This is a genomic window from Serratia surfactantfaciens (assembly GCF_001642805.2).
GTDB lineage: Bacteria > Pseudomonadota > Gammaproteobacteria > Enterobacterales > Enterobacteriaceae > Serratia > Serratia surfactantfaciens.
The window spans coordinates 1,025,621-1,049,325 of the sequence record NZ_CP016948.1 but is presented as its reverse complement, the minus strand read 5'-3'; the positions used below and the strand labels follow the sequence as shown (position 1 = coordinate 1,049,325).

Annotated in this window: 23 protein-coding genes; 7 read left to right on the top strand and 16 right to left on the bottom strand. The window is 58.0% G+C overall.

The annotated features are described in order from the left end of the window. Window positions 1–33: 33 nt before the first annotated feature. Window positions 34–423, bottom strand: coding sequence for an inner membrane protein YbjM (locus tag ATE40_RS04975; RefSeq protein ID WP_063919105.1), 390 nt, complete (start codon window positions 421–423; stop codon window positions 34–36). A 294-nt stretch (window positions 424–717) separates the two neighbouring features. Here ATE40_RS04975 and ATE40_RS04970 point away from each other — a divergent pair, with 294 nt between their 5' ends. Next, the gene (locus tag ATE40_RS04970) at window positions 718–2,406 is read left to right on the top strand and encodes an aspartate:alanine antiporter (RefSeq protein ID WP_004938680.1); all 1,689 of its coding nucleotides are present in this window, start codon (window positions 718–720) and stop codon (window positions 2,404–2,406) included. Window positions 2,407–2,494: 88 nt separating this feature from the next. Here the strand turns inward: ATE40_RS04970 and ATE40_RS24985 are convergent, their stop codons facing one another. From ATE40_RS24985 to ATE40_RS04945, 6 genes are all read right to left on the bottom strand, one after another. Continuing rightward, the gene (locus ATE40_RS24985) at window positions 2,495–2,629 is read right to left on the bottom strand and encodes a hypothetical protein (protein ID WP_258165302.1); all 135 of its coding nucleotides are present in this window, start codon (window positions 2,627–2,629) and stop codon (window positions 2,495–2,497) included. Window positions 2,630–2,882: 253 nt separating this feature from the next. Beyond that, window positions 2,883–3,626 carry an ankyrin repeat domain-containing protein gene (locus ATE40_RS04965; protein ID WP_063919104.1) on the bottom strand — a complete coding sequence of 248 codons (744 nt, stop codon included), beginning with the start codon at window positions 3,624–3,626 and terminating at the stop codon, window positions 2,883–2,885. 89 nt (window positions 3,627–3,715) lie between these two features. Then, window positions 3,716–4,489, bottom strand: coding sequence for an ankyrin repeat domain-containing protein (locus ATE40_RS04960; RefSeq protein ID WP_063919103.1), 774 nt, complete (start codon window positions 4,487–4,489; stop codon window positions 3,716–3,718). Then, window positions 4,486–5,967, bottom strand: coding sequence for a Tle-like phospholipase domain-containing protein (locus ATE40_RS04955; RefSeq protein WP_063919102.1), 1,482 nt, complete (start codon window positions 5,965–5,967; stop codon window positions 4,486–4,488). Before ATE40_RS04955 ends, ATE40_RS04960 begins: the two co-directional genes overlap by 4 nt. A 414-nt stretch (window positions 5,968–6,381) precedes the next feature. Then, window positions 6,382–6,894, bottom strand: a complete 513-nt coding sequence (gene eco / locus ATE40_RS04950) for a serine protease inhibitor ecotin (protein ID WP_004938683.1) — start codon at window positions 6,892–6,894, stop codon at window positions 6,382–6,384. Between the two features lie 141 nt (window positions 6,895–7,035). Further along, entirely contained in the window at window positions 7,036–7,881 is an 846-nt protein-coding gene (locus ATE40_RS04945; protein ID WP_063919101.1) for a 5'-methylthioadenosine/S-adenosylhomocysteine nucleosidase, read from the bottom strand. Window positions 7,882–8,026: 145 nt separating this feature from the next. Here ATE40_RS04945 and ATE40_RS04940 point away from each other — a divergent pair, with 145 nt between their 5' ends. Together ATE40_RS04940 and ybjG are read left to right on the top strand one after the other, a co-directional pair. After that, window positions 8,027–8,761: a phosphatase PAP2 family protein gene (locus ATE40_RS04940; protein ID WP_063919100.1), complete on the top strand. Its 735-nt coding sequence runs from the start codon at window positions 8,027–8,029 to the stop codon at window positions 8,759–8,761. Window positions 8,762–8,766: 5 nt separating this feature from the next. Further along, window positions 8,767–9,372, top strand: a complete 606-nt coding sequence (gene ybjG / locus ATE40_RS04935) for an undecaprenyl-diphosphate phosphatase (protein WP_025159691.1) — start codon at window positions 8,767–8,769, stop codon at window positions 9,370–9,372. A 39-nt stretch (window positions 9,373–9,411) separates the two neighbouring features. On the opposite strand, the gene ATE40_RS04930 is transcribed toward ybjG, so the two are convergent. Continuing rightward, window positions 9,412–10,248: an aldose epimerase family protein gene (locus ATE40_RS04930; protein ID WP_019454595.1), complete on the bottom strand. Its 837-nt coding sequence runs from the start codon at window positions 10,246–10,248 to the stop codon at window positions 9,412–9,414. A 216-nt stretch (window positions 10,249–10,464) separates the two neighbouring features. On the opposite strand from ATE40_RS04930, the gene deoC reads away from it, so the two are divergent. From deoC to ATE40_RS04910, 4 genes are all read left to right on the top strand, one after another. Next, on the top strand, window positions 10,465–11,145 hold the full coding sequence (gene deoC / locus ATE40_RS04925; RefSeq protein WP_019454596.1) for a deoxyribose-phosphate aldolase: 681 nt from the start codon (window positions 10,465–10,467) through the stop codon (window positions 11,143–11,145). Between the two features lie 152 nt (window positions 11,146–11,297). Beyond that, on the top strand, window positions 11,298–12,062 hold the full coding sequence (deoR, locus tag ATE40_RS04920) for a DNA-binding transcriptional repressor DeoR (RefSeq protein WP_019454597.1): 765 nt from the start codon (window positions 11,298–11,300) through the stop codon (window positions 12,060–12,062). Between the two features lie 980 nt (window positions 12,063–13,042). Next, window positions 13,043–14,341, top strand: a complete 1,299-nt coding sequence (locus tag ATE40_RS04915) for an HAAAP family serine/threonine permease (protein ID WP_004938697.1) — start codon at window positions 13,043–13,045, stop codon at window positions 14,339–14,341. Between the two features lie 93 nt (window positions 14,342–14,434). Beyond that, entirely contained in the window at window positions 14,435–15,802 is a 1,368-nt protein-coding gene (locus ATE40_RS04910) for an L-serine ammonia-lyase (RefSeq protein WP_063919099.1), read from the top strand. Window positions 15,803–15,857: 55 nt separating this feature from the next. On the opposite strand, the gene ATE40_RS04905 is transcribed toward ATE40_RS04910, so the two are convergent. The 8 genes from ATE40_RS04905 to ATE40_RS04870 form a co-directional block, all read right to left on the bottom strand. Continuing rightward, the gene (locus tag ATE40_RS04905; protein WP_063919098.1) at window positions 15,858–16,523 is read right to left on the bottom strand and encodes a response regulator transcription factor; all 666 of its coding nucleotides are present in this window, start codon (window positions 16,521–16,523) and stop codon (window positions 15,858–15,860) included. After that, the gene (locus tag ATE40_RS04900; RefSeq protein WP_019454599.1) at window positions 16,520–17,911 is read right to left on the bottom strand and encodes an FKBP-type peptidyl-prolyl cis-trans isomerase N-terminal domain-containing protein; all 1,392 of its coding nucleotides are present in this window, start codon (window positions 17,909–17,911) and stop codon (window positions 16,520–16,522) included. The genes ATE40_RS04905 and ATE40_RS04900 overlap by 4 nt, the downstream gene beginning before the upstream one ends. Further along, window positions 17,908–18,330 (bottom strand): hypothetical protein, encoded by a 423-nt coding sequence (locus ATE40_RS04895; RefSeq protein WP_019454600.1) that lies wholly within the window; start codon window positions 18,328–18,330, stop codon window positions 17,908–17,910. Before ATE40_RS04895 ends, ATE40_RS04900 begins: the two co-directional genes overlap by 4 nt. A 24-nt stretch (window positions 18,331–18,354) precedes the next feature. Continuing rightward, window positions 18,355–18,909 carry a fimbrial protein gene (locus ATE40_RS04890; protein ID WP_063919097.1) on the bottom strand — a complete coding sequence of 185 codons (555 nt, stop codon included), beginning with the start codon at window positions 18,907–18,909 and terminating at the stop codon, window positions 18,355–18,357. Window positions 18,910–18,959: 50 nt separating this feature from the next. Beyond that, window positions 18,960–19,598, bottom strand: coding sequence for a fimbrial protein (locus ATE40_RS04885; protein ID WP_019454602.1), 639 nt, complete (start codon window positions 19,596–19,598; stop codon window positions 18,960–18,962). Window positions 19,599–19,672: 74 nt separating this feature from the next. After that, window positions 19,673–20,437 (bottom strand): fimbria/pilus periplasmic chaperone, encoded by a 765-nt coding sequence (locus tag ATE40_RS04880; RefSeq protein ID WP_063919096.1) that lies wholly within the window; start codon window positions 20,435–20,437, stop codon window positions 19,673–19,675. Between the two features lie 81 nt (window positions 20,438–20,518). After that, a complete protein-coding gene (locus tag ATE40_RS04875; RefSeq protein ID WP_084799120.1) occupies window positions 20,519–23,053 on the bottom strand; it encodes an outer membrane usher protein in 2,535 nt (844 codons plus the stop codon). A 46-nt stretch (window positions 23,054–23,099) separates the two neighbouring features. After that, on the bottom strand, window positions 23,100–23,636 hold the full coding sequence (locus tag ATE40_RS04870; RefSeq protein ID WP_019454605.1) for a fimbrial protein: 537 nt from the start codon (window positions 23,634–23,636) through the stop codon (window positions 23,100–23,102). Window positions 23,637–23,705 lie beyond the last annotated feature (69 nt).

Genomic DNA, 23,705 nt, shown 5'->3' with positions numbered 1-23,705 from the left:
GAACGACGAAAAAGGCGCTTAACGCGCCTTTTTTTATTGCCGCTGCCGCCGGTGCAGCTGTTGCAGCGCCTGCAACAGACCGAGGGCGAACAGCATCAGCATCGCGCCAAACACGCACCAGAACACCGCGCTGGTGGCGTAAGCCAGCTCCTGCCAGAACGAAGAGGACGGCGTCAGCCAGAAGTGGCGGATCACCAGGCACAGTGGCAATGCATACAGCGCGCCCAGCAGCGGGCAAAGCAGCCGCTTGCGGCTCGACAGATAGCTGGCGATCGCACCGGGGATAACGAACAGCAGCAGGCCGGTTTCGCCGTGGTGCTCATGATCCGTGCTGCCGAACAGGCCGGTTTGCTGGCCGAGAAACACCAGGCTGAACAACAGAAAACAGCTGAGAATGCCCAGCCAATATCTATAACTCGTCATGCGAATTCTCCCCCGCCCAATTACTGCATCAATAGAAATCAGTCCGGTCACCCGTGCGGTGACGCTGAACCGAATTTTTTCCTTGGTCAAAAGAGAGTTAAATGCGCACGGCGGCGCAGGAAATCAGCTTTCTGTGCTGGCTGTCATCGGTCATAGCGTCTAGAATGAACGCCGCCGAACGATGGTTCGCTTCGCCTTACGCTGGTGGTGATTTATGACGTCGTTTTAAGGCTGAATTTATCTCTTATAGTTATCTATATCAAGCACTTACTGGTAAACAATAAGTTATCCTCCGTGAACATAAACGTCGCTAGTTTGTTAAACGGTAACTACATTCTGTTACTGTTCGTGGTACTCGCACTGGGGCTGTGCCTCGGTAAACTCCGTCTGGGCTCCGTCCAACTCGGTAATTCCATTGGCGTTTTGGTGGTTTCGCTGCTGCTCGGCCAGCAACACTTCGCCATTAACACCGAGGCGCTGAATCTCGGCTTCATGCTGTTTATTTTCTGCGTCGGCGTGGAAGCCGGGCCCAACTTTTTCTCGATTTTCTTCCGCGACGGTAAAAATTACCTGATGCTGGCGCTGGTGATGGTCGGCTCGGCGATGGTGATCGCCATCGGTCTCGGCAAGCTGTTCCACTGGGACATCGGCCTGACCGCCGGCATGTTGGCCGGCTCGATGACCTCGACCCCAGTGCTGGTGGGCGCCGGCGATACGCTGCGCAACACCATCGTCAACGGCCCGGCGCTGCTGGCGGCGCAGGATCATCTGAGCCTCGGCTATGCCCTCACCTACCTGATCGGTCTGGTCAGCCTGATCTTCGGCGCGCGTTATCTGCCGAAGCTGCAGCACCAGGATCTGTCCACCTCCGCCCAACAGATCGCCCGCGAGCGCGGCCTGGACACCGACAGCCAACGCAAGGTCTACCTGCCGGTGATCCGCGCCTACCGCGTCGGCCCCGAGCTGGTGGCCTGGGCCGACGGCAAGAACCTGCGCGAGCTGGGCATCTATCGCCAGACCGGCTGCTACATCGAACGCATCCGCCGCAACGGCATTCTGGCCAACCCGGACGGCGACGCGGTGCTGCAGGTGGGCGATGAGATTTCGCTGGTCGGCTACCCGGACGCCCACGCGCGGCTGGACCCGAGCTTCCGCAACGGCAAGGAAGTGTTCGATCGCGATCTGCTCGACATGCGCATCGTCACCGAAGAGATCGTGGTGAAGAACAGCAACGCGGTGAACAAGCGCCTGAGCCAGCTGAAGCTGACCGACCACGGCTGCTTCCTCAACCGCGTGATCCGCAGCCAGATCGAAATGCCGATCGACGACAGCATCGTGCTCAACAAAGGCGACGTACTGCAGGTGAGCGGCGACGCGCGCCGGGTGAAGAGCGTGGCGGAGAAGATTGGCTTTATCTCGATCCACAGCCAGGTGACCGACCTGCTGGCGTTCTGCGCCTTCTTCATCATCGGCCTGCTGATCGGCCAGATCACCATTCAGTTCAGCAACTTCTCGTTCGGCATCGGCAACGCCGCCGGCCTGCTGATGTCCGGCATCATGCTCGGCTTCCTGCGCGCCAACCACCCGACCTTCGGCTACATTCCGCAGGGCGCGCTGAACATGGTGAAAGAGTTCGGCCTGATGGTGTTTATGGCGGGCGTGGGCCTGAGCGCCGGCGCGGGCATCGGCCACAGCCTGGGCGCGGTCGGCGGCCAGATGCTGATCGCCGGGCTGATCGTCAGCCTGGTGCCGGTGATTATCTGCTTCTTGTTCGGCGCCTACGTACTGCGCATGAACCGCGCCCTGCTGTTTGGCGCCATCATGGGTGCCCGCACCTGCGCGCCGGCGATGGAAATTATCAGCGATACCGCGCGCAGCAACATCCCGGCGTTGGGCTACGCCGGCACCTACGCCATCGCTAACGTGCTGTTAACGCTGGCGGGTTCACTCATCGTGGTGCTATGGCCGGGCATACTCGGCTGATCGATTAGCGGGAGAGATGGATCGGCGATAAAAATATTTTGATTTTTTTGTCGCCGGTCAGAACTTTCGTTTGGGGCCGCAGTCTGAATTAGTGCCACTGCTTTTCTTTGATGTCCCCATTTTGTGGAGCCCGATAATCCCGCCTTTTAGGTTCAAGATTATCGGGTTTTTTGTTGCCTGAAACAGCCCACATACCTGCTGTCGCTGCCTCGTCGTCAGACATAAAGCATCCTGCCTCTGGGTGTCGCTTACGCCAGCATCCCCATCAATGTGCAAGTTTCAACATAGAAACGCTGCTTGTGGGTTCGCCACTGTTCAAAGAGATGGCGTCACAAACGGTACTTAACAACAGCGCTCTCGTCGCTGTCGGCTGGGTGCTCTTTGGTGGCTCATCCCGTCATCTTCCTGTATGTCATCACGTCATGGTACTGCACCGGAAGAAGACCAGCATTGTCCCCCATGAGAGCCGAGGCGAACTAATTCACCTGTTTTACTTTTTCTTTAATTTTAATTAGCTTTTTTATATACGCATTGCTCTTATCCCCTTTATCTATCTCCGCAGAAATCAGAGAGAGGAAGCTGTCATTAAAGTCATCTTCGGCTAACGGATTAGCCCCATGAGCCAAAAGAACCTCAATGTGATCTGGGCAACTGTTATACAACGCATTAATTAATGGCGTTCTGTTCATCGCGCCTTTGATGTCAACATCAACTTGGTATGCAATTAACATCTTTAATGTTTCGGTGTTCGCCGCATCAAAACTTTCAAATATAATGGGCTGATTATGAACCTTATCCCTGGCATTTGGAGAAAGTCCGCCCTCTAACATAGCTTGTATCCATACGCCTTTATTCGCCTTCATAACAAATTCAGCTGGGCTACTCCCCCCCTCAGCTCTTGGCTGCAGTGGGTCTGCTCCCGCCTTGACCAGATCCGTAATGATCTTGAGCCGCTCTGGCGTGTTCTTGTCAAAGATAGCGTTATTTATCGCCCAGAATAGCAACGTCATCTCCGCCTTGCCCGGCCGGTTTAACGTCTCTTTGCTTACCGTCGGTAACATCGCATTCAGCTTCTGTCTCTCGCCTTCGTAGATAACTTTTGCGATAGCCAACTGTGTCCCTTCAAAATAATCTTGTGGCTGTAGATCCCTACCTTGTTCGCATCCCTGCATCATGAGCATCGACAGCAACATGATAATGATAAGAGCGCTGTGCCTCATGCCATCTCCATTTTTAACATAACCACGGACCAACTTTGCTTTATTACCGTATCAGTATCCCTCTACACCCTTGGGATACTGAGAACGGCTTATTGACTGACAGGAGCAGGCGGCCATTTCCCACCACGCTTAATTAGTTCGTCTTTGATGCGCTCAAGAGACGCTTTCGCCTCGCTGCCGTCCTGACTTCTATTAATCAGCCGTTGCAGTTGATTGCCCATCGTCCAACCCGAGTTGCCTCTTATATCGCTATCGGCGCCTTTTTCTAATAGAAGAATGACGTGGTCATAGGAGCGATAATCTAAAGCATCGATGAGTAGCGTATCACCCAATGAATTCCTTACATTTATATCCGCACCATAATCCAACATGACCTCTAATGTCTCTGTATTCTTCGCGAGAATACTTTTAAATATAATGGGTTTATTGTTAATTTTATCTTTTGCATTAGGAGATAGCCCTCCATCTAACATAGATTTTATCCAGATTCCCTTATCTGCTTTCATAACATACTCAGCGGGACTACTTCTCCCTTCCGGCCTTGGCTGCAATGGGTCTGCCCCCGCCTTGACCAGATCCGTAATGATCTTGAGTCGCTCTGGCGTGTTCTTGTCAAAGATAGCGTTATTTATCGCCCAGAATAGCAACGTCATCTCCGCCTTGCCCGGCCGGTTTAACGTTTCTTTACTTACCGTCGGTAAAACCTTATCCAGCTTTTGCCTGTCACCCTCGTAGATGATGTTGGCGATGTCTAGCTGCGTCCCTTCAAAATAATCCTGTGGTTGTAAATCCATACCTTGTTTGCACCCCTGCATGATGAGCGTAGACACTACCATCGTGATAATGAGTATGATTTTTTTCATATTCTTCCCTTGATTGTGGCAATGTCATCGTCTTTTTCATTTTCAATGCATTGTATCGCCTGGTCTATACCGTGCTTGTCCAGCAGTGAGCCTGTTCCACCGGGAAGCGTGTGTTTTACTCCCACTGCGTCAGGCGCCAACATGGACAGCCGTTCTTTCGCCATCACCGCAGGCGGATAAAATTTGAGGTCTTTAGCATCCTCCCACAAATCAACTTCCTGCAGCTTGGTCAACAACTCCCCTTTTACGCGATACGCCTGAATATTATCGGCGCTGCCTATTATCGAACCACCGTATTTTTCGACGGTTCCCGCATTCAGGCCTGCTGCATTAAACGTCCAAGCCGGTTTGCCGCTGGCCATGGAAGTCGCAGAAGCCATGCCACCGCCTAATGAATGACCTGCAACGTCAATATTTGATACTTTCGAAATTTTATCGCCAATTATAACGGCTTGTTTGTAGTATTCAGAATTAAACCCCAACCCCTGAGCGCCGTTATTTGACCAGTCACTCAGGTTTTTAATCCCTGACAAATCGCCGTTCAATAACGCTTTCTGGGCAGCCTTGCTTATTCCCTCCGGAAACTCGGGCGCACGCGATCCGCGGAACACTACCGTCGGATTCATCGCTTTACCAAAGACCCTCTCATCTGGCTGATAAACCCGAGCCAGAAAGCCCGGTGTATCCTCATCGTCATAGAGCATATCTTTGCTTAAACCAAGTTTACCCAGCGCCCCATCATTGTTACTGATATCCTTCCAGCCTTCGGGGATATCGATCGTCTCCTTGAGCGGGTTAGTGGTCTTGTAAACATTCTCAGCCAGTTTCGCCTTTTCGACGGCAACGTTGTTCTCCGCCAGGCGCTGTGCCGCCATGCGCGCATCCAGATAAATGCTGCGGTTGCCTCGCCCTATCAGATACTGGCGTTCTTGCCAGCGTTCTGCCTTGGTCATCGGACGGATAGCCTGCACCGTGGCGGCAACGGTTGCCACTGCGGTCGCGATGGCTTGTTGCAGCGGGGGATTGCGGGTCGTATTCTGCCTCGCCGGCAGGACCGTCGGTTTTGCCCGGTGGCCATAGCGGCTGACCATTTCTTCATAGCGGGCTATCACGCGCCCGGTAGGATAAAAGGCGGGAAGAGAGCTGCCTGGATAGCGCTGTAATCGGCCTTCCGCATCGACGTAAAAGGCATATTTCGTCGGCGTCCAGGCGCCCATTCCCTCATCAATCGCCAGCAAGCCGCCCCGGTTGATATCATCGAGAACGCTGCGCTTCACCGCCGCATCCTCACGATAACCGGTGACGCCAATACCGGATTGAGTATTGCGGGTAATCGGATACCGGCTGCTTATCGAAATGCCGGCCGCGCCGCCGAACAGATAATGCCGTTCCAGCTCATGCCGCGCTGCTGTCGGGTTGAGTATCCGGCAAAAGCTTTCCGGCGCCGTGTGTTCAGAGGAGAAATGAATCAGTTTCATACGGTGCCTGCCCACTCGTAGGGTTCCGTGGTCGGCACAGGCTCACCATCATTGTGCAACTCGGCAGGTGTGCAGTTGTTACGGTACTCGTCGAGCGTTAGCGAACGATAACGCATTGGATATCCTTATCTTCTGTGTCATTCCTAAATAGGGTATGGGCAAAATTATCACAATTCAGTAAAGATTTCTTTGCTCTATTTCTATACGCACGCATCTTCTCCCATCCGTGCAGCAGCGTGCTTCCAGCGCCCTTGTGAAGAGGTATTCACTTGCGTATTTCGTTGTCAGGTCGCGGCTAAAAGCCACGTCCGAAAGCAATCAGTCGAGTGTCAACGATGCGGGAATGATAAGGAGACAGGGAGGAGAAAGGCTCCGCCAACCGGGGATGGTTAGCGGAGCGGCGTCAGGCGGCGGTTATTTCTGCTCGGCCTGGCTTACGGTGTCTTCCGCTTTCCAGATGCGGTATTTCACTTCCGCGTCTTTCGGCGCATACACCACGATCGGCAGGCGGCTGTTGTAGCGCTGCATCGCGGCGTCGCCCAGGTTAGCGGCGATGAATTTCTTGGTCTTGGTGTTATCCGGGCAGGCCATCATGGTCGAGGCCGGCTCGGACAGCTTCTCCAGCACCAGGTAGTCGTAGCCCCAGCCAGACAACGTTTTGGTCTCCAGGGTGCCGCCAATCATATGGCGGTTGCAGTCCACTTCCAGCGTCTTGCCGATCAGCAGCTCGACCTTATAGTTCTCTTCGTGCTCTTGCTTCGGCAGGTAGATCACCTGGCGGTTCATGCCTTTCTCGGCTTTCGGGTAAGGCGCGACCTTTTCCAGCGGCTGTTTGCTGATATCCGCATCATCGCCAGAGGTAGCCGCCATGGCGCTGGCGGAAACGGCCATCAGCAGGCCGGAAAATACAACGGATGCCTTGTTCATGTTTATCCCTACACTTTTTGTCAAATAATCCGCCTATAAACTAATACACTACCGCCAAGCTCGCCACAGGTTTAATCTTCTTTACAATAGGCGATAAATAGTGACAATCGCCTGGTATCGTCGATTATCTGGAGCAATGGCTCAGTGTGTCTTCAGTTGGGCGATATAGGCCTTCACCACCTGATAGACGTAATCCTGGCACGCCAGCCCGGTTTGCGGATCGTATTTGCCCTGATTGGTGATGTTGTTGGACAACACGCGAATGCCGACGAACGGCACCTTGAACTCGGCGGCAATCTGCGCAGCGGAGGCGGTCTCCATCTCTTCGACCGACGTCCGGTAGCTGTCATGGAAATAGCGAATGCGATCCAGCTCGCTGTTCCACACGTCGGCCGAACCGATCACCCCTTCCACTACTTTGCCCTGTCGGTAATCGCTCTTAACGCTTTGCGCAATCGCCAGCAGTTTGGGGTCGGCGGGAAACTGACGCAGGCTTTGCGCCTTTTGGTCCTCACCGGCGCTGCCCTTGGAAGCCAACAGATCCATCGGCTGCCACTCCCGCGAGTCGCTGCCATCCCCCAACGCCTTGGCCGGCGTTTTGAACGCCCCAAGATTGACCGAATATTTGCCCAGCACGATGTCATACACCTTAAGGGCCGGATCGTGACCGCCGGCAGTGCCCTGGTTGATGATCGCCACCGGATGGAACTGCGTGACGGCGATCGCCGTGGCCGCCGCCGCATTGGACATGCCCTTCAGGGTCTCCGACACCACCACCGGGTAGCCGTCTACGGTGCCGTGCCAAAAGCGCCAGCCGCCGATCTGCTCCTCACGCGGGTTCTCCAGCCGCTGGGCGAAACGTTCCGCTTCCACTGGCATTGCGCCCTGCACCACGATCGGCCCGGTGGCCGCAGGTTGGCCAAAGCTCAGCGGAGAAAAGGCCGCACCGGCGGCCGCCAACAGTAAGATACGCGCTTTATTCTTCATCACCACACTCTCATCCCGAAAAAGCAAACGATTACCTTAGCCGAAGGCGGTAGCGTCGGATAGGGTTTTCTTACCGGCGGACTAAGGTTTTCTTAAGACAGAATTATTACAGTGGCGTCATTCAATCCTGTCACCGAGCCTGCGCGTGAATCCAGAATCGTCATTAAATCAATCCTCAACGGCACCGCAAATTAAGACAACCGCCCTTTACTCCCTGTCGACATCCTTTTACCGTTGGCAGGCTTTTGGCCTGCTGCTCAGCGGCCTGGTGTTCCTGTGGCTCTCCCGCAACGAACAGCTGGACTGGGCGATCAGCAACTATTGGTTCGATGCCGCCAGCGGGCATTTCCCGTGGCAAAACAATTATTGGCTGGATCTGATCAACCACCGTCTGTTGAAGCAGATTGTGATTGTTGGGGCGGTGCTGACGCTGTTTTGGGGTATCTATCGCCGCAGCGCGCGCCTGATCGTGACCATGCTGCTTATCGGCATCGGTCCTCTGGTGGTGGGTATTCTCAAGGCCACCAGCGCGCACTCCTGCCCGTGGGATCTGATCGAATACGGCGGTAAGGCGATGTCCTTCCCGCTGTTTGGCGCGCAGCCGGCGCTGCCGGGCCCCGGCCGCTGTTTCCCCGGCGGGCACGCCTCGAGTGGTTTCGCGATCATGGCGTTGTTTTTCCTGTTTTATCCGCAACGTCCGCGCCTGGCATGGTGGTGCTGGTGCGGCGGCATTGCGCTCGGCATGTTGATGGGCTTTGGCCAGATCATGCGCGGCGCACATTTTCTTACCCATAACCTGTGGGCAGGTTGGTGGGTTTGGTTAAGCCAGTTGGCTATTTATTGGACGGTTAGCGGCTATTGGCGCCGCAAGACGAGGTAACGGTTATGGAACAGTTGAACCATTTTCTTTTCGCCTGGATCAATGCGACCCCGGCGTCTCCTGAATGGATGATCGATTTCGCCACCTTTTTGGCGCGCGACCTGATCATCATCGTGCCGCTGCTGATCGTCGGCCTGTGGCTGTGGGGGCCGCAAAGCCAGCTGGTATCGCAACGCCAGGTGGTGGCGAAAACCACTATCGCGCTGCTGTTCGCCATGCTCGCCGCCGCCACCATCGGTGCGCTGCTGCCGCATGAGCGTCCGTTCGTCGCCGGCGTCGGCTATACCTTCCTGCCGCACGCACCGGACAGCTCGTTCCCGAGCGATCACGGCACCGCCATCTTTACCTTTGCGCTGGCGTTCCTGTTCTGGCACCGCGTCTGGTCCGGCGTGCTGCTGATGATCGTCGCCGCCGGCATCGCCTGGTCGCGCGTTTACCTCGGCGTGCACTGGCCGCTGGATATGGTCGGCGGTTTCCTGCTCGGCATGGTCGGCTGCTTGTTTGCCCAACTGGTGTGGAATCTGTTCGGCGATGTCATCGCCGACAAGCTGTCGCGCCTGTATCGTTTCCTATTCGCCTTCGCCATTCGCCGCGGCTGGGTAAAAGAGTAATCGCACAACATGACAGGGGTATTACTGCCCCTGTCTCTTTCACACCACGCCGGTGGTCACGCAGAACGCCCGCGTTTTTCCCGCTCCCAACATCACCCCCGCCTCTCCTTCCGGCGCATTCGGGCGACAGTTCGCCGGCTGTATAAAGGAGAGCAACTGCCGGTTGCCCTGAACGGCGATGCGTCGAAGACCATAGTTGAATTGCCCGGTGGCGAAGCGCGTCACATAGCGCCGGCCTTGCGGCGCCAGCATGAAGAACTCGGCCTGATCCACGTAGCGCGACAGATCGTCGGAGCACAGCAGCTCCCGCCCGAGCGCATCGCCCAACAGAGCCGGCGTCGGCAGATTCTGGCGGAACACCGCATCGGGAATGCAATCGTAATTGAGACGGCACACATACTGCAGCGGCTGCGGCCGATCGGCCAGGTTGGTGACCTGCATCTCAATGGTGAACTGCGCACTCTGCGCCGCTAAACGCAACGCCGGGCTAATGCGCCAGCATGCGCCCGGCCGCTCCCCCTCGCCGCGCAGCGTCAGCTCGTCGCCCGCCAGCTGCAGCCACACGCGTTGCATCTGGAGCGGCGCACCGTCCTGATGAGGCCAGGCGGGGCAGAACGCGGCGGTATCATCGCGTTTTCTTCCACCGCCCCGCACGCTGCGCCGGCCCGACTTCAGCGAGTAGCCGTCAAACTCGGCGTCCCAGATCGCAAGGCCTTGATAGGGCAAGACCGTCAGCGCGCCACGGCGATTCGCCAATGTCAGCGTCGGCCCACGAGCAGTACAGCGTTGCGCGCTCACCGCGAAGTCCGCATTGCGGAACAGTTCCTGCCGCTGTGTTCCGAAAGCTTCAGGAGCTAGATCGATATTGATCTTCATCTTTTTTCCCTCAACGTTTCGCCCGCTCAGACCGCGAGCACACCTGAAATGTTATTTTAATAACAAATGGCCCGCCTTTAAGTTATACGCATAACAGCCTGATAGCGACGATCGGGTCGACATTTTTGAAACATCGCTAGGTTTATCGACATCGGAATGTTATTATTTTCACATATTTCATCCAGCTTACTGTCTTAACCTCACTAAGGAATCGCGATGACCACCGAAAACATCGATTACGCCAGCTACGTTGACCACACCCTGCTGGCAATGGACGCTACCGAACTGCAGATCGCCAAACTGTGCGAAGAAGCGCAGCAGCACAACTTCTATGCGGTATGCGTCAACTCCGGCTACGTGCCGCTGGCAGCCCAGCTGCTGCAAGAAAGCACCGTAAAAGTCTGCTCGGTGATCGGTTTCCCGCTGGGTGCCGGCCTGACCGTCGCCAAAGCCTTTGAAGCCAAAGCGGCGATCGCCGCCGGCGCACAAGAGATCGACATGGTGATCAACGTCGGCTGGCTGAAGAGCGGCCTGCTGGACGAAGTGAAAGCCGACATCGCCGCCGTGCGCGAGGTTTGCGCGGCGATCCCGTTGAAGGTAATATTGGAGACTTGCCTGCTCAGCGATGCGCAGATCGTCCAGGTTTGTGAAATGTGTCGCGAACTCGATGTGGCCTTCGTTAAAACCTCCACCGGCTTCAGCACCGGCGGCGCTCGGGAAGAGCACGTCAAACTGATGCGCGAGACTGTGGGCAGCGAAATGGGCGTGAAAGCCTCCGGCGCCGTGCGCGATCGCGCTACCGCCGAGAAGATGATCAAAGCCGGCGCCACGCGTATCGGCACCAGCTCCGGCGTCGCCATCGTCTCCGGCGCTCAGGCGGCGGCAGGCAGCTACTGATCGTCGGCGCGCCTTGACGGGCGCAGCCTATACCATTCGATGCGGGACAATACGGGCGGCTGACGCGGCCCGATATTGGCCCGCATTGTTGTGTTCAACGCCGGAAACGGCGGCACGCCTTTTACCTCTACAACCTGTGGGAAGACGGATCTATGGAAACGCGGCGCGAAGAACGTATCAACCGGCTAGTTCAGGCGTTAAAACGCGCTGACAAGATCCACCTGAAAGAAGCCGCCGTGCTGCTGGGGGTCTCGGAGATGACCATTCGCCGCGATCTGAGCGCCGAGCCGGCCGCAGTGGTGCTGCTGGGCGGTTACGTGGTGGCCGATCCGCGCAGCAACGGCGTAACCAACTACTTCGTTTCCGATCAAAAAGCCAAACAGGTGACGGAAAAGCGACGCATCGGCCTGCTGGCGGCGCCGCTGATCAATGAAAACGACACGGTGTTTTTCGACTGCGGCACCACCACCCCGGCGATCATCGACGCCATTGCTGACGAACTGACTTTCACCGCCGTGTGCCATTCGCTGAACACCTTCCTGGCGCTGCAGGACAAACCGAACTGCAAGGTGATCCTGTGCGGCGGCGAGTTCAAACCGAACAACTACATCTTTTCCAGCGTCGGCGGTCGCAACGAGTTCGATCACATCTGCCCGAACATCGCCTTTATCTCCGCCGCTGGCCTCAGCCTGCAGCACGGCGCCACCTGCTTCAACTTCGACGAACTGGAGATGAAACATCGCGCCATGGCGATGGCACAGCAAAAGATCCTGGTGGCGGATCACAGCAAGTTCGGCAAAACCAAACCGGCCTGCATCGGCCCATTGACGCAGTTCGATCGGGTGATCACCGATCGCCAACCGGACGCCGACTTCATGGCGTTCTTCAACGATAACGCCATCGCTGCCCGCTATTAACACGCCTTCAGCGCCGCCAATGCCGGCGGCGCACCGCTGAAACACACCCTTTTCCCCGCCCGAAAATGAACAAATAATGCGCAATCGATTCGCGTTTTTCGCTTATCCGCACGCAACATCAGGTTAATAAAATGCAACAGGTCACCCGAGTGATTATTTTCTGGCAGGCTAAACCCGCCGTCGGCTGGGTGAATTAACGACTATTTATGGCTTTTATATGATAAATAACGCCAAAGGCCGGATTGTTTAATTAAACAGCGGTTTAAGCGATTGCAGCAAATATCGCCAATAGCTGTTAGTTATCTGTTATTTATATGATGAATGGTTACGCATTTTTATCCGCTAACCACGTAAGTAATTTCCCTTCGTTATTAGCGGTGATTTTTAAATAAAAACATTTAAAAACAAAAATATAGACAATATTTTACTTAAAAACACAATGTGATCTGCGTCACTAAAACTGCTTAATCCGGGTTTTTCGCTAGATCCAAAACCACGCATAAAATATATTGCTCGGCTTGCTGCTGAGCACAGCGCTTTATACGGCCAATTATTGTACAAACCGCATAATCGCAGAAATTTTTATGAGAGCGTTCTCAGCACAAAATCTTACACAAATGTGCAACAAATGCGCGAAAAATCGATTAAAAAGCGGATAACTGCACATATTGCGCATTTGAGAGCAGGATCACGGTTGTTTCTACTGTAAATCGTTATCTTGCCGCCAACAAAAATCGACAGGCAAAGACCTGTCGGCAGCGGTAACGACTTTTATCACCCCGTGACGGTGAAAAGTCTTTAGTGAATTACCCGGCGCTGTGCCTTGGTAATGAACGCAATAAACAACCAGGGGGACGCCAAAACATCCCCGCAAGCAACACCTGATTCTTACCGCAAGCGTTGCCTGAATAGGACGTTTGACGGTTTAACCTTAAGTTTTGCCTTTTAATTTTAAATTCGTGTTCACTTCGGAGATATTTATGGACACTACACAGACCGGCACAATTGCCTCTGCGGCCTCGGGCTCCAGCAGTACCTGGCGTAAAACGGATACCATGTGGATGTTGGGCCTGTACGGCACCGCCATCGGCGCAGGCGTTCTGTTCTTGCCAATCAACGCCGGCATCGGCGGTTTGATTCCTCTTATCATCATGGCCATCATCGCTTTCCCGATGACTTTCTTTGCCCACCGCGGCCTGTGCCGTTTCGTGCTGTCCGGCAAAAATCCTGGTGAAGACATCACCGCCGTGGTGGAAGAGCACTTCGGCATCACCGCCGGTAAACTGATTACCCTGCTGTACTTCTTCGCCATCTACCCTATTCTGCTGGTTTACAGCGTGGCGATCACCAACACCGTCGACAGCTTCATCACCCACCAGTTGGGCATGACCTCGCCGCCGCGCGCCATCCTGTCGCTGATTCTGATCGTCGGCCTGATGACCATCGTGCGCTTCGGCGAGCAAGCCATCGTGAAAACCATGAGCATCCTGGTCTTCCCGTTTGTCGCGGTGCTGATGCTGCTGGCCGTCTATCTTATCCCTAACTGGACCGGCGCCATCTTCGAAAACGTGTCGCTGTCCGGCAGCGGTACCGGCATGGGTCACGGCCTGATCATGACCCTGTGGCTGGCGATCCCGGTAATGGTGTTCTCCTTCAACCACTCGCCGATCATCTCCGCCTTCGCCGTCGCCAAACGCGAAGAGTACGGCGCAGACGCCGAGAAGAAATGCTCACGCATTCTGGCTTACGCGCACATCATGATGGTGCTGACCGTGATGTTCTTCGTGTTCAGCTGCGTGCTGAGCCTGACGCCGGAAAACCTGGCGGAAGCCAAGGCGCAGAACATCTCGATTCTGTCTTACCTGGCTAACCACTTTAACAACCCGATGATCGAGTACATCGCGCCGGTTATCGCCTTCGTCGCCATCACCAAATCGTTCCTGGGCCACTACTTGGGCGCCCGTGAAGGCTTCAACGGCCTGGTCGCCAAATCGATGAAGAGCCGCGGCAAAACTGTCAGCACCGCCAAGCTGAACCGCATGACCGCCATCTTCATGCTGGTGACCACCTGGATCGTCGCTACTTTGAACCCAAGCATCCTGGGCATGATCGAAACCCTGGGCGGCCCAATCATCGCCATGCTGCTGTTCCTGATGCCGATGTACGCCATCCGTAAAGTGCCTGCCATGCGCAAGTACAGCGGCCACATCAGCAACGTGTTCGTGGTTGTGATGGGTTTGATCGCCATCTCTGCAATCGTGTTCAGCCTGCTCGGCTAATCACGTCCGGCCGGCGCCGCTGCGCGCCGGCCCTCCCGCACTGCCCCCATTTCCCGTATTAACCGCCTGAAACCTGAAGAAGGAGGCGAGACCATGGTCAGCGTTTTCGATATTTTCAAAATTGGCATCGGCCCATCCAGCTCCCACACCGTCGGCCCGATGAAGGCCGGCAAACAGTTCGTCGACGATCTGATCGCCCACCAGCAGCTGCAGGACACCACCCGCGTGGTGGTCGACGTGTACGGTTCGCTGTCGTTGACCGGCAAAGGTCACCACACCGACATCGCCATCATTATGGGCCTGGCCGGCAACCTGCCGCACGATGTGGACATCGACAGCATTCCGGGCTTTATCCGCGACGTCGAACAACGCGACCGCCTGACGTTGGCCAACGGCCACCACGAGGTGGATTTCCCGCTGCACGGCGGCATGAACTTCCACAGCGACAATCTGCCGCTGCATGAAAACGGCATGCGCATCCGCGCCTTTGCAGGTGAGCGCCTGCTGCACAGCAAAACCTATTACTCGATCGGCGGCGGTTTCATCGTCGACGAAGAACACTTTGGCCAGTCTGCCGAAGGTGCAACGCCGGTGCCCTACCCGTTCAAATCGGCGCACGATCTGCAGCAACATTGTAAAGAGACCGGGCTGTCGTTGTCCGGCCTGGTGATGCAGAACGAGCTGGCGCTGCGCAGCAAGGCGGATATCGACGCGCACTTCGCCGACGTCTGGCAGGTGATGAGCGCCGGTATCGAGCGCGGCATCAATACAGAAGGTCTGCTGCCCGGCCCGATGAAAGTGCCGCGCCGCGCCGCCGCGCTGCGCCGCATTCTGGTGACCGGAGACAAGAACAATATCGACCCGATGAACGTGGTCGATTGGATCAACATGTTCGCGTTGGCGGTCAACGAAGAGAACGCCGCCGGCGGCCGCGTGGTCACCGCCCCGACCAACGGCGCGTGTGGCATCATCCCTGCGGTGCTGGCTTACTACGACAAGTTCATCCGCCCGGTGAACGCCAACTCCTACACCCGCTACTTCCTGGCGTCCGGCGTGATTGGCGCATTGTACAAAATGAACGCCTCGATCTCCGGCGCCGAAGTGGGCTGTCAGGGGGAAGTCGGCGTGGCCTGTTCGATGGCGGCGGCGGGATTGACCGAGCTGCTGGGCGGCAGCCCGGCGCAGGTATGCATCGCGGCGGAGATCGCCATGGAACACCATTTGGGGCTGACCTGCGATCCGCTCGCCGGCCAGGTTCAGGTGCCATGCATTGAACGCAACGCCATTTCCGCCGTCAAGGCGGTCAACGCCGCGCGCATGGCGATGCGCCGCACCAGCGAGCCTCGGGTTTGCCTGGATAAGGTGATCGAAACCATGTACGAGACCGGTAAAGACATGAACGCCAAATACCGTGAAACGTCACAGGGCGGTCTGGCGATCAAGGTCGTGGCCTGCAACTGATCGCGACAGCGAGGCTCTTAACAGCGCCGGCCGGCCCGATTTGGCCGGCGCCATCTCAATGCCGCCCCTTCCCTGCCGCAACGCCCGGCGCTGTGCCGGCTCGAGCCCCCACGGCGCCAGGGCGCGCGCTGTGCCGCAGCCAACCGTAAAGCTCGGCATTACGCCGGAACCCCATCTTGCGCATCACGCTCATCTTGTGGTTGCTGACGGTTTTCACGCTGATGTCCAGCAGCCGTGCGATTTGCGTTACCCCCATTTCCCGCGTCATACAGCGCATGATCTCCTGTTCGCGCAGCGTCAGGCCCCGGTGTTGGCATACGCAGTTCGTGCCACAGCTCAGCCTGCTCGGCCATTTGCGGTGCCGCTCCAGTTCGGCGCTCACCTGATACAGCGCCGATACCAGCGGCATATCGTGGTAGATGATACCGGCCTCCAGCGCGCATCGGTTGCCGACGGTGCGTTTATGCCGTCCTTCCGGCGTTCGCAACGAGAAATACAGCGTTTTTCGCCCCGCAGGCTGCGCCTCCGAGAAGTGACAAAAACAGCTTTGCACGCCGGGAGGAAAATAGCAGAACACCAGATCGGCTTCGTGAACCTGCTGCGCATCCAATAACAGCATGCGCTTGCCGTAAGTGCTGAAATGCAGCGCCAGCGCCTCTTGCCAACCGGCGCTGAAGTAACGATTCTCATCAAATAGCGCGATTTTTATCATCGTGTTCATCCCTGCCCTCCCGCCGTTCCGGCTCCCCGTTTAACCGCCTGGACGCCCTTTGCCGGCGCCTGACTGTTGTCGATACGCAATTCATAAACCATGGTGGCGTTGGGGGGCACTTTCGGCGGATAGCCGGTTTCGCCGTAGGCCAGCGCGGGCGGCACGACCATCGTCAGCGATCCGTGGTTGTGCAGATGACTTATCGCCTCCCGGAACAGCGGCGGATACTCGGAAAGCGGTTGCGACAGCACCTTGCCGCTCAGTTCCATATCCTGGATCACCGTACCGTCGGTCAACGTCTCTTTCACGACCACATCGACCACCGCCGTTGGCGCCAGCGCGCCCTCCCCGGCGTAATCCACCCGATACCAGAAGCCCATCGCCGATGGCTTTACGCCCTTTTGTTGACGGAACTGCGCCAGATAATCTTCATCACGCCGCTGCTGCTCGTTAACGCGTTTCTCGCGCGCGGCCACCGCGGCGGCGTCCGCCTGCGCCGTCAACGCAGTCAGTTCATTCGGCGGCAGCTGTAAACGCCCCGACACGCTATCGATGACGCCCGCCAACAGGCTGTCGCGATCCACCGGTACGCCCCAACCTTGGCGCTCCGTCATTACCCCCTGAATATCCCGCCCCAGCGCACTGCCCGCCGCATAGGACAAGCGCTTCCTTTCATCCTTCAACTGCTCCGGCGTTATCTCCCATTGCAGCCGCTTACGCAGCGCCAACAGCGCTTCGCGCGTCTGCTGGGTCACCTTCTGCTCTCCGGCCCGCTTCTGCTCACTCGCTTCCAACGCGGCGCGCAAAGCGTGCAGCTCCTCCTGGTGCTCGCGTTGGCGTTGTGCAAGCGTCTGTGCCGATGCCTGTGCCGCAGACTCCAGCTCGGCAGCGCGCCGTTCGGCCTGCGCCGCCGCCGCTTGGGTTTGGGCGGTTTCCTGCGTCGCCTGACGCAGCAGCGCTTCGGCGCGCTGCGCATCGGGTGAGCCGCGCCAGGCGGCGCCCAACCCGGCGATCCACTGCCGAAGCAATGACGTGTCGGGCAGCGTCGCGGTGGATGGCGTCGCTTGCCTCTCCCGCAGCGCAGCGAGTTCCTGACGCAGCATCGTCAGTTCCATTCGCTGGCGCGCCAGCTGTTGATCGCGCACCAATGATTCCTGGCTCAGCGTAAAAGCTTTAGCCGGTGAGGCTGGCTTATTGTTGTCCGACGGGCGCTTCGCGGGTTCACGCTTTTTTTGCCCCGATTCGCGTTCGGCCGGCGCCGCTTTTTCTTCGCTCGCCGGTTCGGTGTTCTGCCGTTGATACTGCTCGGCAAACTGCAGCAGCGCCGGCACGCCGTCGTCCGCCTGCGCGACGCCGGTGAATAGCAAAACGGCGCAGCCCAGCAGACGCAGCCTCATTTAACCTGCTCCCCGCGATCCGCCAAGCCACTCAACACCGCCTGATTCACCCCGGCGCACAGATAGCTGACCTTGTAGCGATACAGCGCATCCACCGTCTCCTGCGTGTCGCCGTTTACCCGGGCGCGCAGGCTGGCGTACTGCGAAGCGCCGCTCATCAGGCTGTCGAAGGCCTGCTTATAGCGCTGATACTGTTTCTCGTCGATCGCGCGCAATGCGCCCAGTTGCTGCTGGCACTGCTGCAGCTGCTCGGCCTCACGCTGCTTGCGCAAAGCCTCTTCCGACGGCGCTTGCACAGTCTGATTTTTGGCGTTCACGGCGGGCTTGCCCGACTTTTGGCTTTGACAGGCGGCGGCGCTCAGCGCCAATAGGCACAGCAAACCCAGGCGCAGGGCGCGATTGAGGGGCTTAATCATCATTGCGTTTTTTGTCCTTGTAGACGCTTATTCGTATTCCAACGTAAAAGTGGCCACCGCGCTGAAGGTGCCGCGGCCGATGGACTTCGTTTGGATGGCTTCCGGCTCCCCCTGCACATAGGCCTGCAGCGTAAGCGTGGTGTTGCCGGCATTCAGGCGGAATTTATCGCTGGCGCGATTGAGCGGCAGCGCCTTGCCGCTGCTGTCCTCCAGCCCGATGCCGATCCCCGAGGCCAGGCTGCCGGCATCCAGCGCCAACAGGCCGGGCAGCTTGATGTTCTCGGTGCCGGTAAACGTGATGGCTACCGTATTGCCCAGGCTGAGATCGCACTCGGTCAGGTGCAACGCGAAGGTTTGGCTATGGGTGCGGGTGTTCAGATACAGGTATTTGTCGACGATGGTGCCGAAATCCAGTTGGATATCCTCATCTCCCGGCTGAATGACGCACGGCTCAGCCACCAGCGTACCGTGAAAGCGCATGTTTTCCGCCGCGGCCGCCGGCTGAGCCATCACGCTGGCCGCCATGACCATGCTGGCCCCCAACAGCGCGCTCCGGCGCCGGTTCGTCTCTGTCGCGCGCATAACGCCACTCCCTTTGGTTATGCTTGCGCCGGTCCGGCGCAAGCGGCGTATTAATCGTAATAAAGGCGGAAATCGATCGCCGCGCGGTAGGCGCCGGCGCTCAGCGTCGCCGGGGTGCGTACCGGCGTCACCGTATACGTCAGGGTGTTCTGCCCTGGCGTCAGCAATACCGGTTTGTTACGTGCACCAAGGCGCACCGGCAGGCCGCTGGCATCCGCCAGCTGCAACCCCAACCCGGTGACGCCGGCAACCCTGATCAACCCCGGCGCGTCGTCATCCGTCGGCGCGGCAAACGCCACGGATACCGCAGGCTGGCTGCCGCTCCAGGCCAACACCCCAGTCCAGGCGTCACGGCTGCTCGCCGGCGCGCGCAGACAGTCTTTCAGCGTCAACTCGAACGCCACCGGCGTGCCGCGATCGCCCGGGCGCTGGAAGTGCGCCGTTCCCGTCTCCCCCAGCCACACTTCCTGACGAGCGGTGGTCATTTCCAGACTGCAGGCGCTTTCCGTCAAGGCACCGTAAACGTGGAGCGTGCCGTTCGCGCCCTCCACGTCCCAGTTGTCCACCGCGCGGGCCGGCGGCATCAGCATCAGCATCGTGCCCGCCGTCAGCGGTACCATCAGCGCGGCCAACACCGTCAGGCCGATAGTGCGTCGCTGATGACGTTCATAGGCCTTTCCCAACAGCATGGGGATCTTTCGTTGCATGATTCGTTCACTCCGCTGTGTTCATGACTCGGTCTTCCCTGCTTGCGCGCGGCTCGTCATTTGGCGACCGGCACGACCTGGCAGGCACTGCCGGCGCAGCGGAAGTTCAACTGCGGCCGCCCGCCGTAATCGTTGATGTACGCCAGCGACGGACCGTTGCCGAGGCTCGCGGCAGGCACGTTCAGCGGGGCGCTGGCCTTCGGCGCCACCATCAACGGTTCAAAGCCGGCCGCCCCTTTGCCGCCCTTGCCGGCGCTCGCCTCAACGATCGTCACGTAATAAGGGGTCGGGTTATTCACCACATACTTGTCACCCTGCCGGGTCAGCGTCAGCTGCTCCTGCCACGGCGCCGCATTCTTCTTCGGGGCGAGCGCCGCCGGGCGATAAAACATTTTGATGCGGGTCTGCAACGCTATCTGCAGCGTGTTCGGCTTATTGCTGCGCGGCGGGATTTCCCGCAGGTTGAAGTAATACAGCGTCTCCCGGTCCTGCGGCAGCTGACGCGCCGCCGGCAACGATTGGATCTTCACCTGGCTCGGTTTGCCCGGCTCTACCCGTTGCACCGGAGGCAGCACGGTGAAGGGGCTTTGGATCTTGTTGCCGCGATCGTCTTCGATCCATCCCTGCGCCAAATACGGCAACTGTTTGTTCTGGTTACTGATGTTGAGACTGACCGTTTTCAGGTCGCCGTCGAAAATCACACGCGTGCGATCCAGCGCAATAGCCGCCTGAGCGGGCAGGCTGACCACGCCGGCCATCAACGCGGCGGCGAGCGGGCCCACAAGGAAAACGGTTTTTCTGGTCATAGTCAGATTCATCATGTCTTCACGGTTCCAGTCGGCCGGCGGCGGACAAGCCCGCCCCGGCGGTTTAGCGGCGGAGCGCACTCCGCCGGGTGTATGTCAGTTGGCGTCAGCCGCCGGCTTGTTGCCGGCGAGAGGACGGCAAGGCAGCAGCAACGTGTTCATCAGCATTTCGGCCGGCAGCGGCGCCGGCAGCTGGATTTCACACTGCGCCGCGCCGTTCCAGTGCACACTCATGCGCTCGCCGGGGTTGAGGCCGGACAGGTAAACGCTGCCGCCGTCATTGATGATGCCGGTCTCCTGTTTGCGGGCATTCAGCACCGTGGCGCCGAACGGCGGTTCGCTGCCATCCGCCAGTTTGACGATCGCCATCGCCTTCTCGCCGGCAATTACCTCGAACTTGCGGTAGCCGATGGCCCCCTCGGTCAACGTGGCCTGCACCACGGAGCGCGTCGCCTCGACGTTGTCGCTCAGGCTGTTGAGATCGATGCTGGCCTTGTTGCGGTAGTAGCTGTTTACATCCGCCACCACCGCCTTGCCGTAACGGTTGGTCAGCACCGTACTGCCGTAGCCGCGCACCGGTACGCCGGCGACGCCTTCGGTATCGAGCAGCAGGCGCGTGCCGCCCGGCGTATTGACGCGGTGCAGCACCGCCCCTTCCGCCGCCATCGTCAGGCCGCCCTGCGCGCCGATGCCGACGGCGCTGTAGCGACCGGCCTGATAGCTGGCGTTGGCGTTGATCTGCGCCATGTCACCCTGATGGCTGTAATAACCGCTGGCCGTCGCCCCGCTGCGTGCGGCGCCCGCGCTGATCTGATAGTTGTTGTGTTCATCGACCCGGTTGTAGTAACCGACCCGGTGGGCGTTCTCTTCGCGATCGAGCGTCATGTTGTAACTGAGCGTGCCCGCGCTGCCCCAGGGCAGCGACAGCGACAGATACATCCCGTCGTCGTTGCGCTCGTTGTAGCGATTGCGATAGGCCGACAGCGACACGCTGACGTTCTTGAAATCGCCGATGTCGAAGTAGCGCGATACCATCAGGTTGTAACGATCGTTCGGCGCCCGATCCCAGTAGGTTTGGTGGCTGTAGTTGAGATAGGTACTGAGCCCCAGCTCGCGGAACTGCTTGTTGAAGGTGATGGTGTACATCTCCTTGCTCTTGCCGCTGCGGCCGCCCTCGTAACGCGCATCCAGGTAGTCTCCCATGCTCATGAAGTCTTCCTGGGAGAAGCGGTAACCGGCGAAGGTGACCTGGCTGTCGTATTCATCGAAGTTCTTCGAATAGCTCAGCCGGTACGAACCGCCGGTCAACGTGCCATCCTGCGGCAAACGCGCACGTGACTGCGTGGCGTCGAACGACAGCGCCCCCAGCGCCATCAGATCGCGCCCAATCCCCAGCGACAGTGCGTTGTAATCGCCGCCGGCGATGCCCCCGCCGTACAGCGACCAGCCGTTGCTGATCCCCCAGGAGAACTCGCCGGTGCCGAACATCGGCCCGCGCAGATGGTGGCCCCACTCCGAGGGCTTGCCCGTCGCCAGCTTGTAGCGCACCGTACCCGGCCGCGTCAGATAAGGGATGTTGGCGGTGTTCATCTTGAACTCCTGCACGCTGCCGTCTTGCTCTTCGACGCGCACGTCCAGCTCGCCGGAAACCGCATCGTTGATGTCCTGAATGCGGAACGGCCCCGCCGCCACCTGCGTTTCATACAGCACGCGCCCCTGCTGGCTGACCACTACCTTGGCGTTGGTCTTCGCCACGCCCGTCACTTCCGGCGCATAGCCGCGCAGGTTGGGCGGCAACATGCTGTCGTCGGATCGCAGACTGACACCGGTAAAGCGCAAGCTGTCGAAAATGTCGGAGTTCAGGTAATCCTCACCCATCGTCAACCGCGAACGCAGCGCCGGGATCGCCCGGTAGGCGTAATAGCGGCTCCAGTCGAACTGTTTGTCGGTCGGCTCAGATGAGCCGGTCTGATGGTTAAGGTTGGCCTGCCAGTCGGCGCGCAGACGCCAGGCACCCAGGTTGGCGCCGCCGGTGCCGTTGCCGCTCAGGCTGTAACTGCTGCCGCCTTTCTGATGTTTTTGCGTTTGGGCGTTGACGTTATAGTCAAACAGCAGCCCGGGAATACCGTCATCCCAACGCGAAGGCGGATCCCAGTTTTCCGAGCTGTACTCCAGATAGGCCTGAGGAATGTTGAGATACAGCGAGGAGCTGGCAAGATCGCCGCGCGCCTCCATGCCAGACAAGCTGGAGGCATCGAGACAGCGGCCGCCGTGCGTCCAGTTCAGCGAGCCCAGCAGCTTTTCTTTCAGCCCCAGTTGGTTGACCAGCTCCGGCGAAAGACAGGCTTCGCTGCCTTTAGGATCGTTCTCGGGCGCCATAAACGTCACCGGCTGTTCCGCCAGATCGTTCTTATTGACGTGCACCACCATGGTATAAACGCCCGGCATGATGTAGCCGCTGCGCGTGAATTGGCTCAGATCGATATTTTTACGATCGTTGATGTCCAATACGTCGGTATTGAATTGAATAACGTCGGCGGCATAAACCAACGCGATGGGATTTCCCAGAGAAAGGGCAACGCAAAGCCCCAAGGCCTGAAGACGAAATAACTTCCCTGCCGGTGAAAGCATAATAAAGTCCTTTCAATAACGAATTAACCGTCAGTACGAGAAAAAATCAAAAATAATCCAGCTTAAAACGCACTGTGGAAAAATACGCTCCCACCTTCAACGGCTGGTGATTCGGCATCAACGTCATGGAATAATTCAGCACTCGGTTTCCCGGTATTACTCCCTCCATCGGCAAAGGTTTCCCTGGAATAACCACCGTGCCGCTGCTGTCTTTTATCTTTAATGCGATGCCGCGCGCATCGCCCTGTACGCCAAACAGAGCGCCTTCCGCATAACCATCAAATGTGACCTGAAAGAATTTCCAATCAGGCTTGTTTTCCGGCCGTTCCAAAATGCAATTGACCAATTCGATACTGAAAGGTTTGGTCATCCCCTGGCCGTCACGAATGATCTGCCCGAGAGGAATAGTGTCCATATCGATCGTCTGATCGCGGCTGCCGGCGGCAATGGCGCAGGCGGTGTCGATAATGGCGCCGTGCATGTTGACTTTGCCCCACCCCTGCGCGGCGGAAGTTGCATAGCCGGGCGCAAACGCCAACGACGCCAAAAGAACGGCACCCGCTCGATTCCTTGGTAAAAACATCGCGACATTCCTTTGACAGGGAGATTCACCAGGCATGCGGCGCACCCCATGCCTGGTTGATTAAGCCTT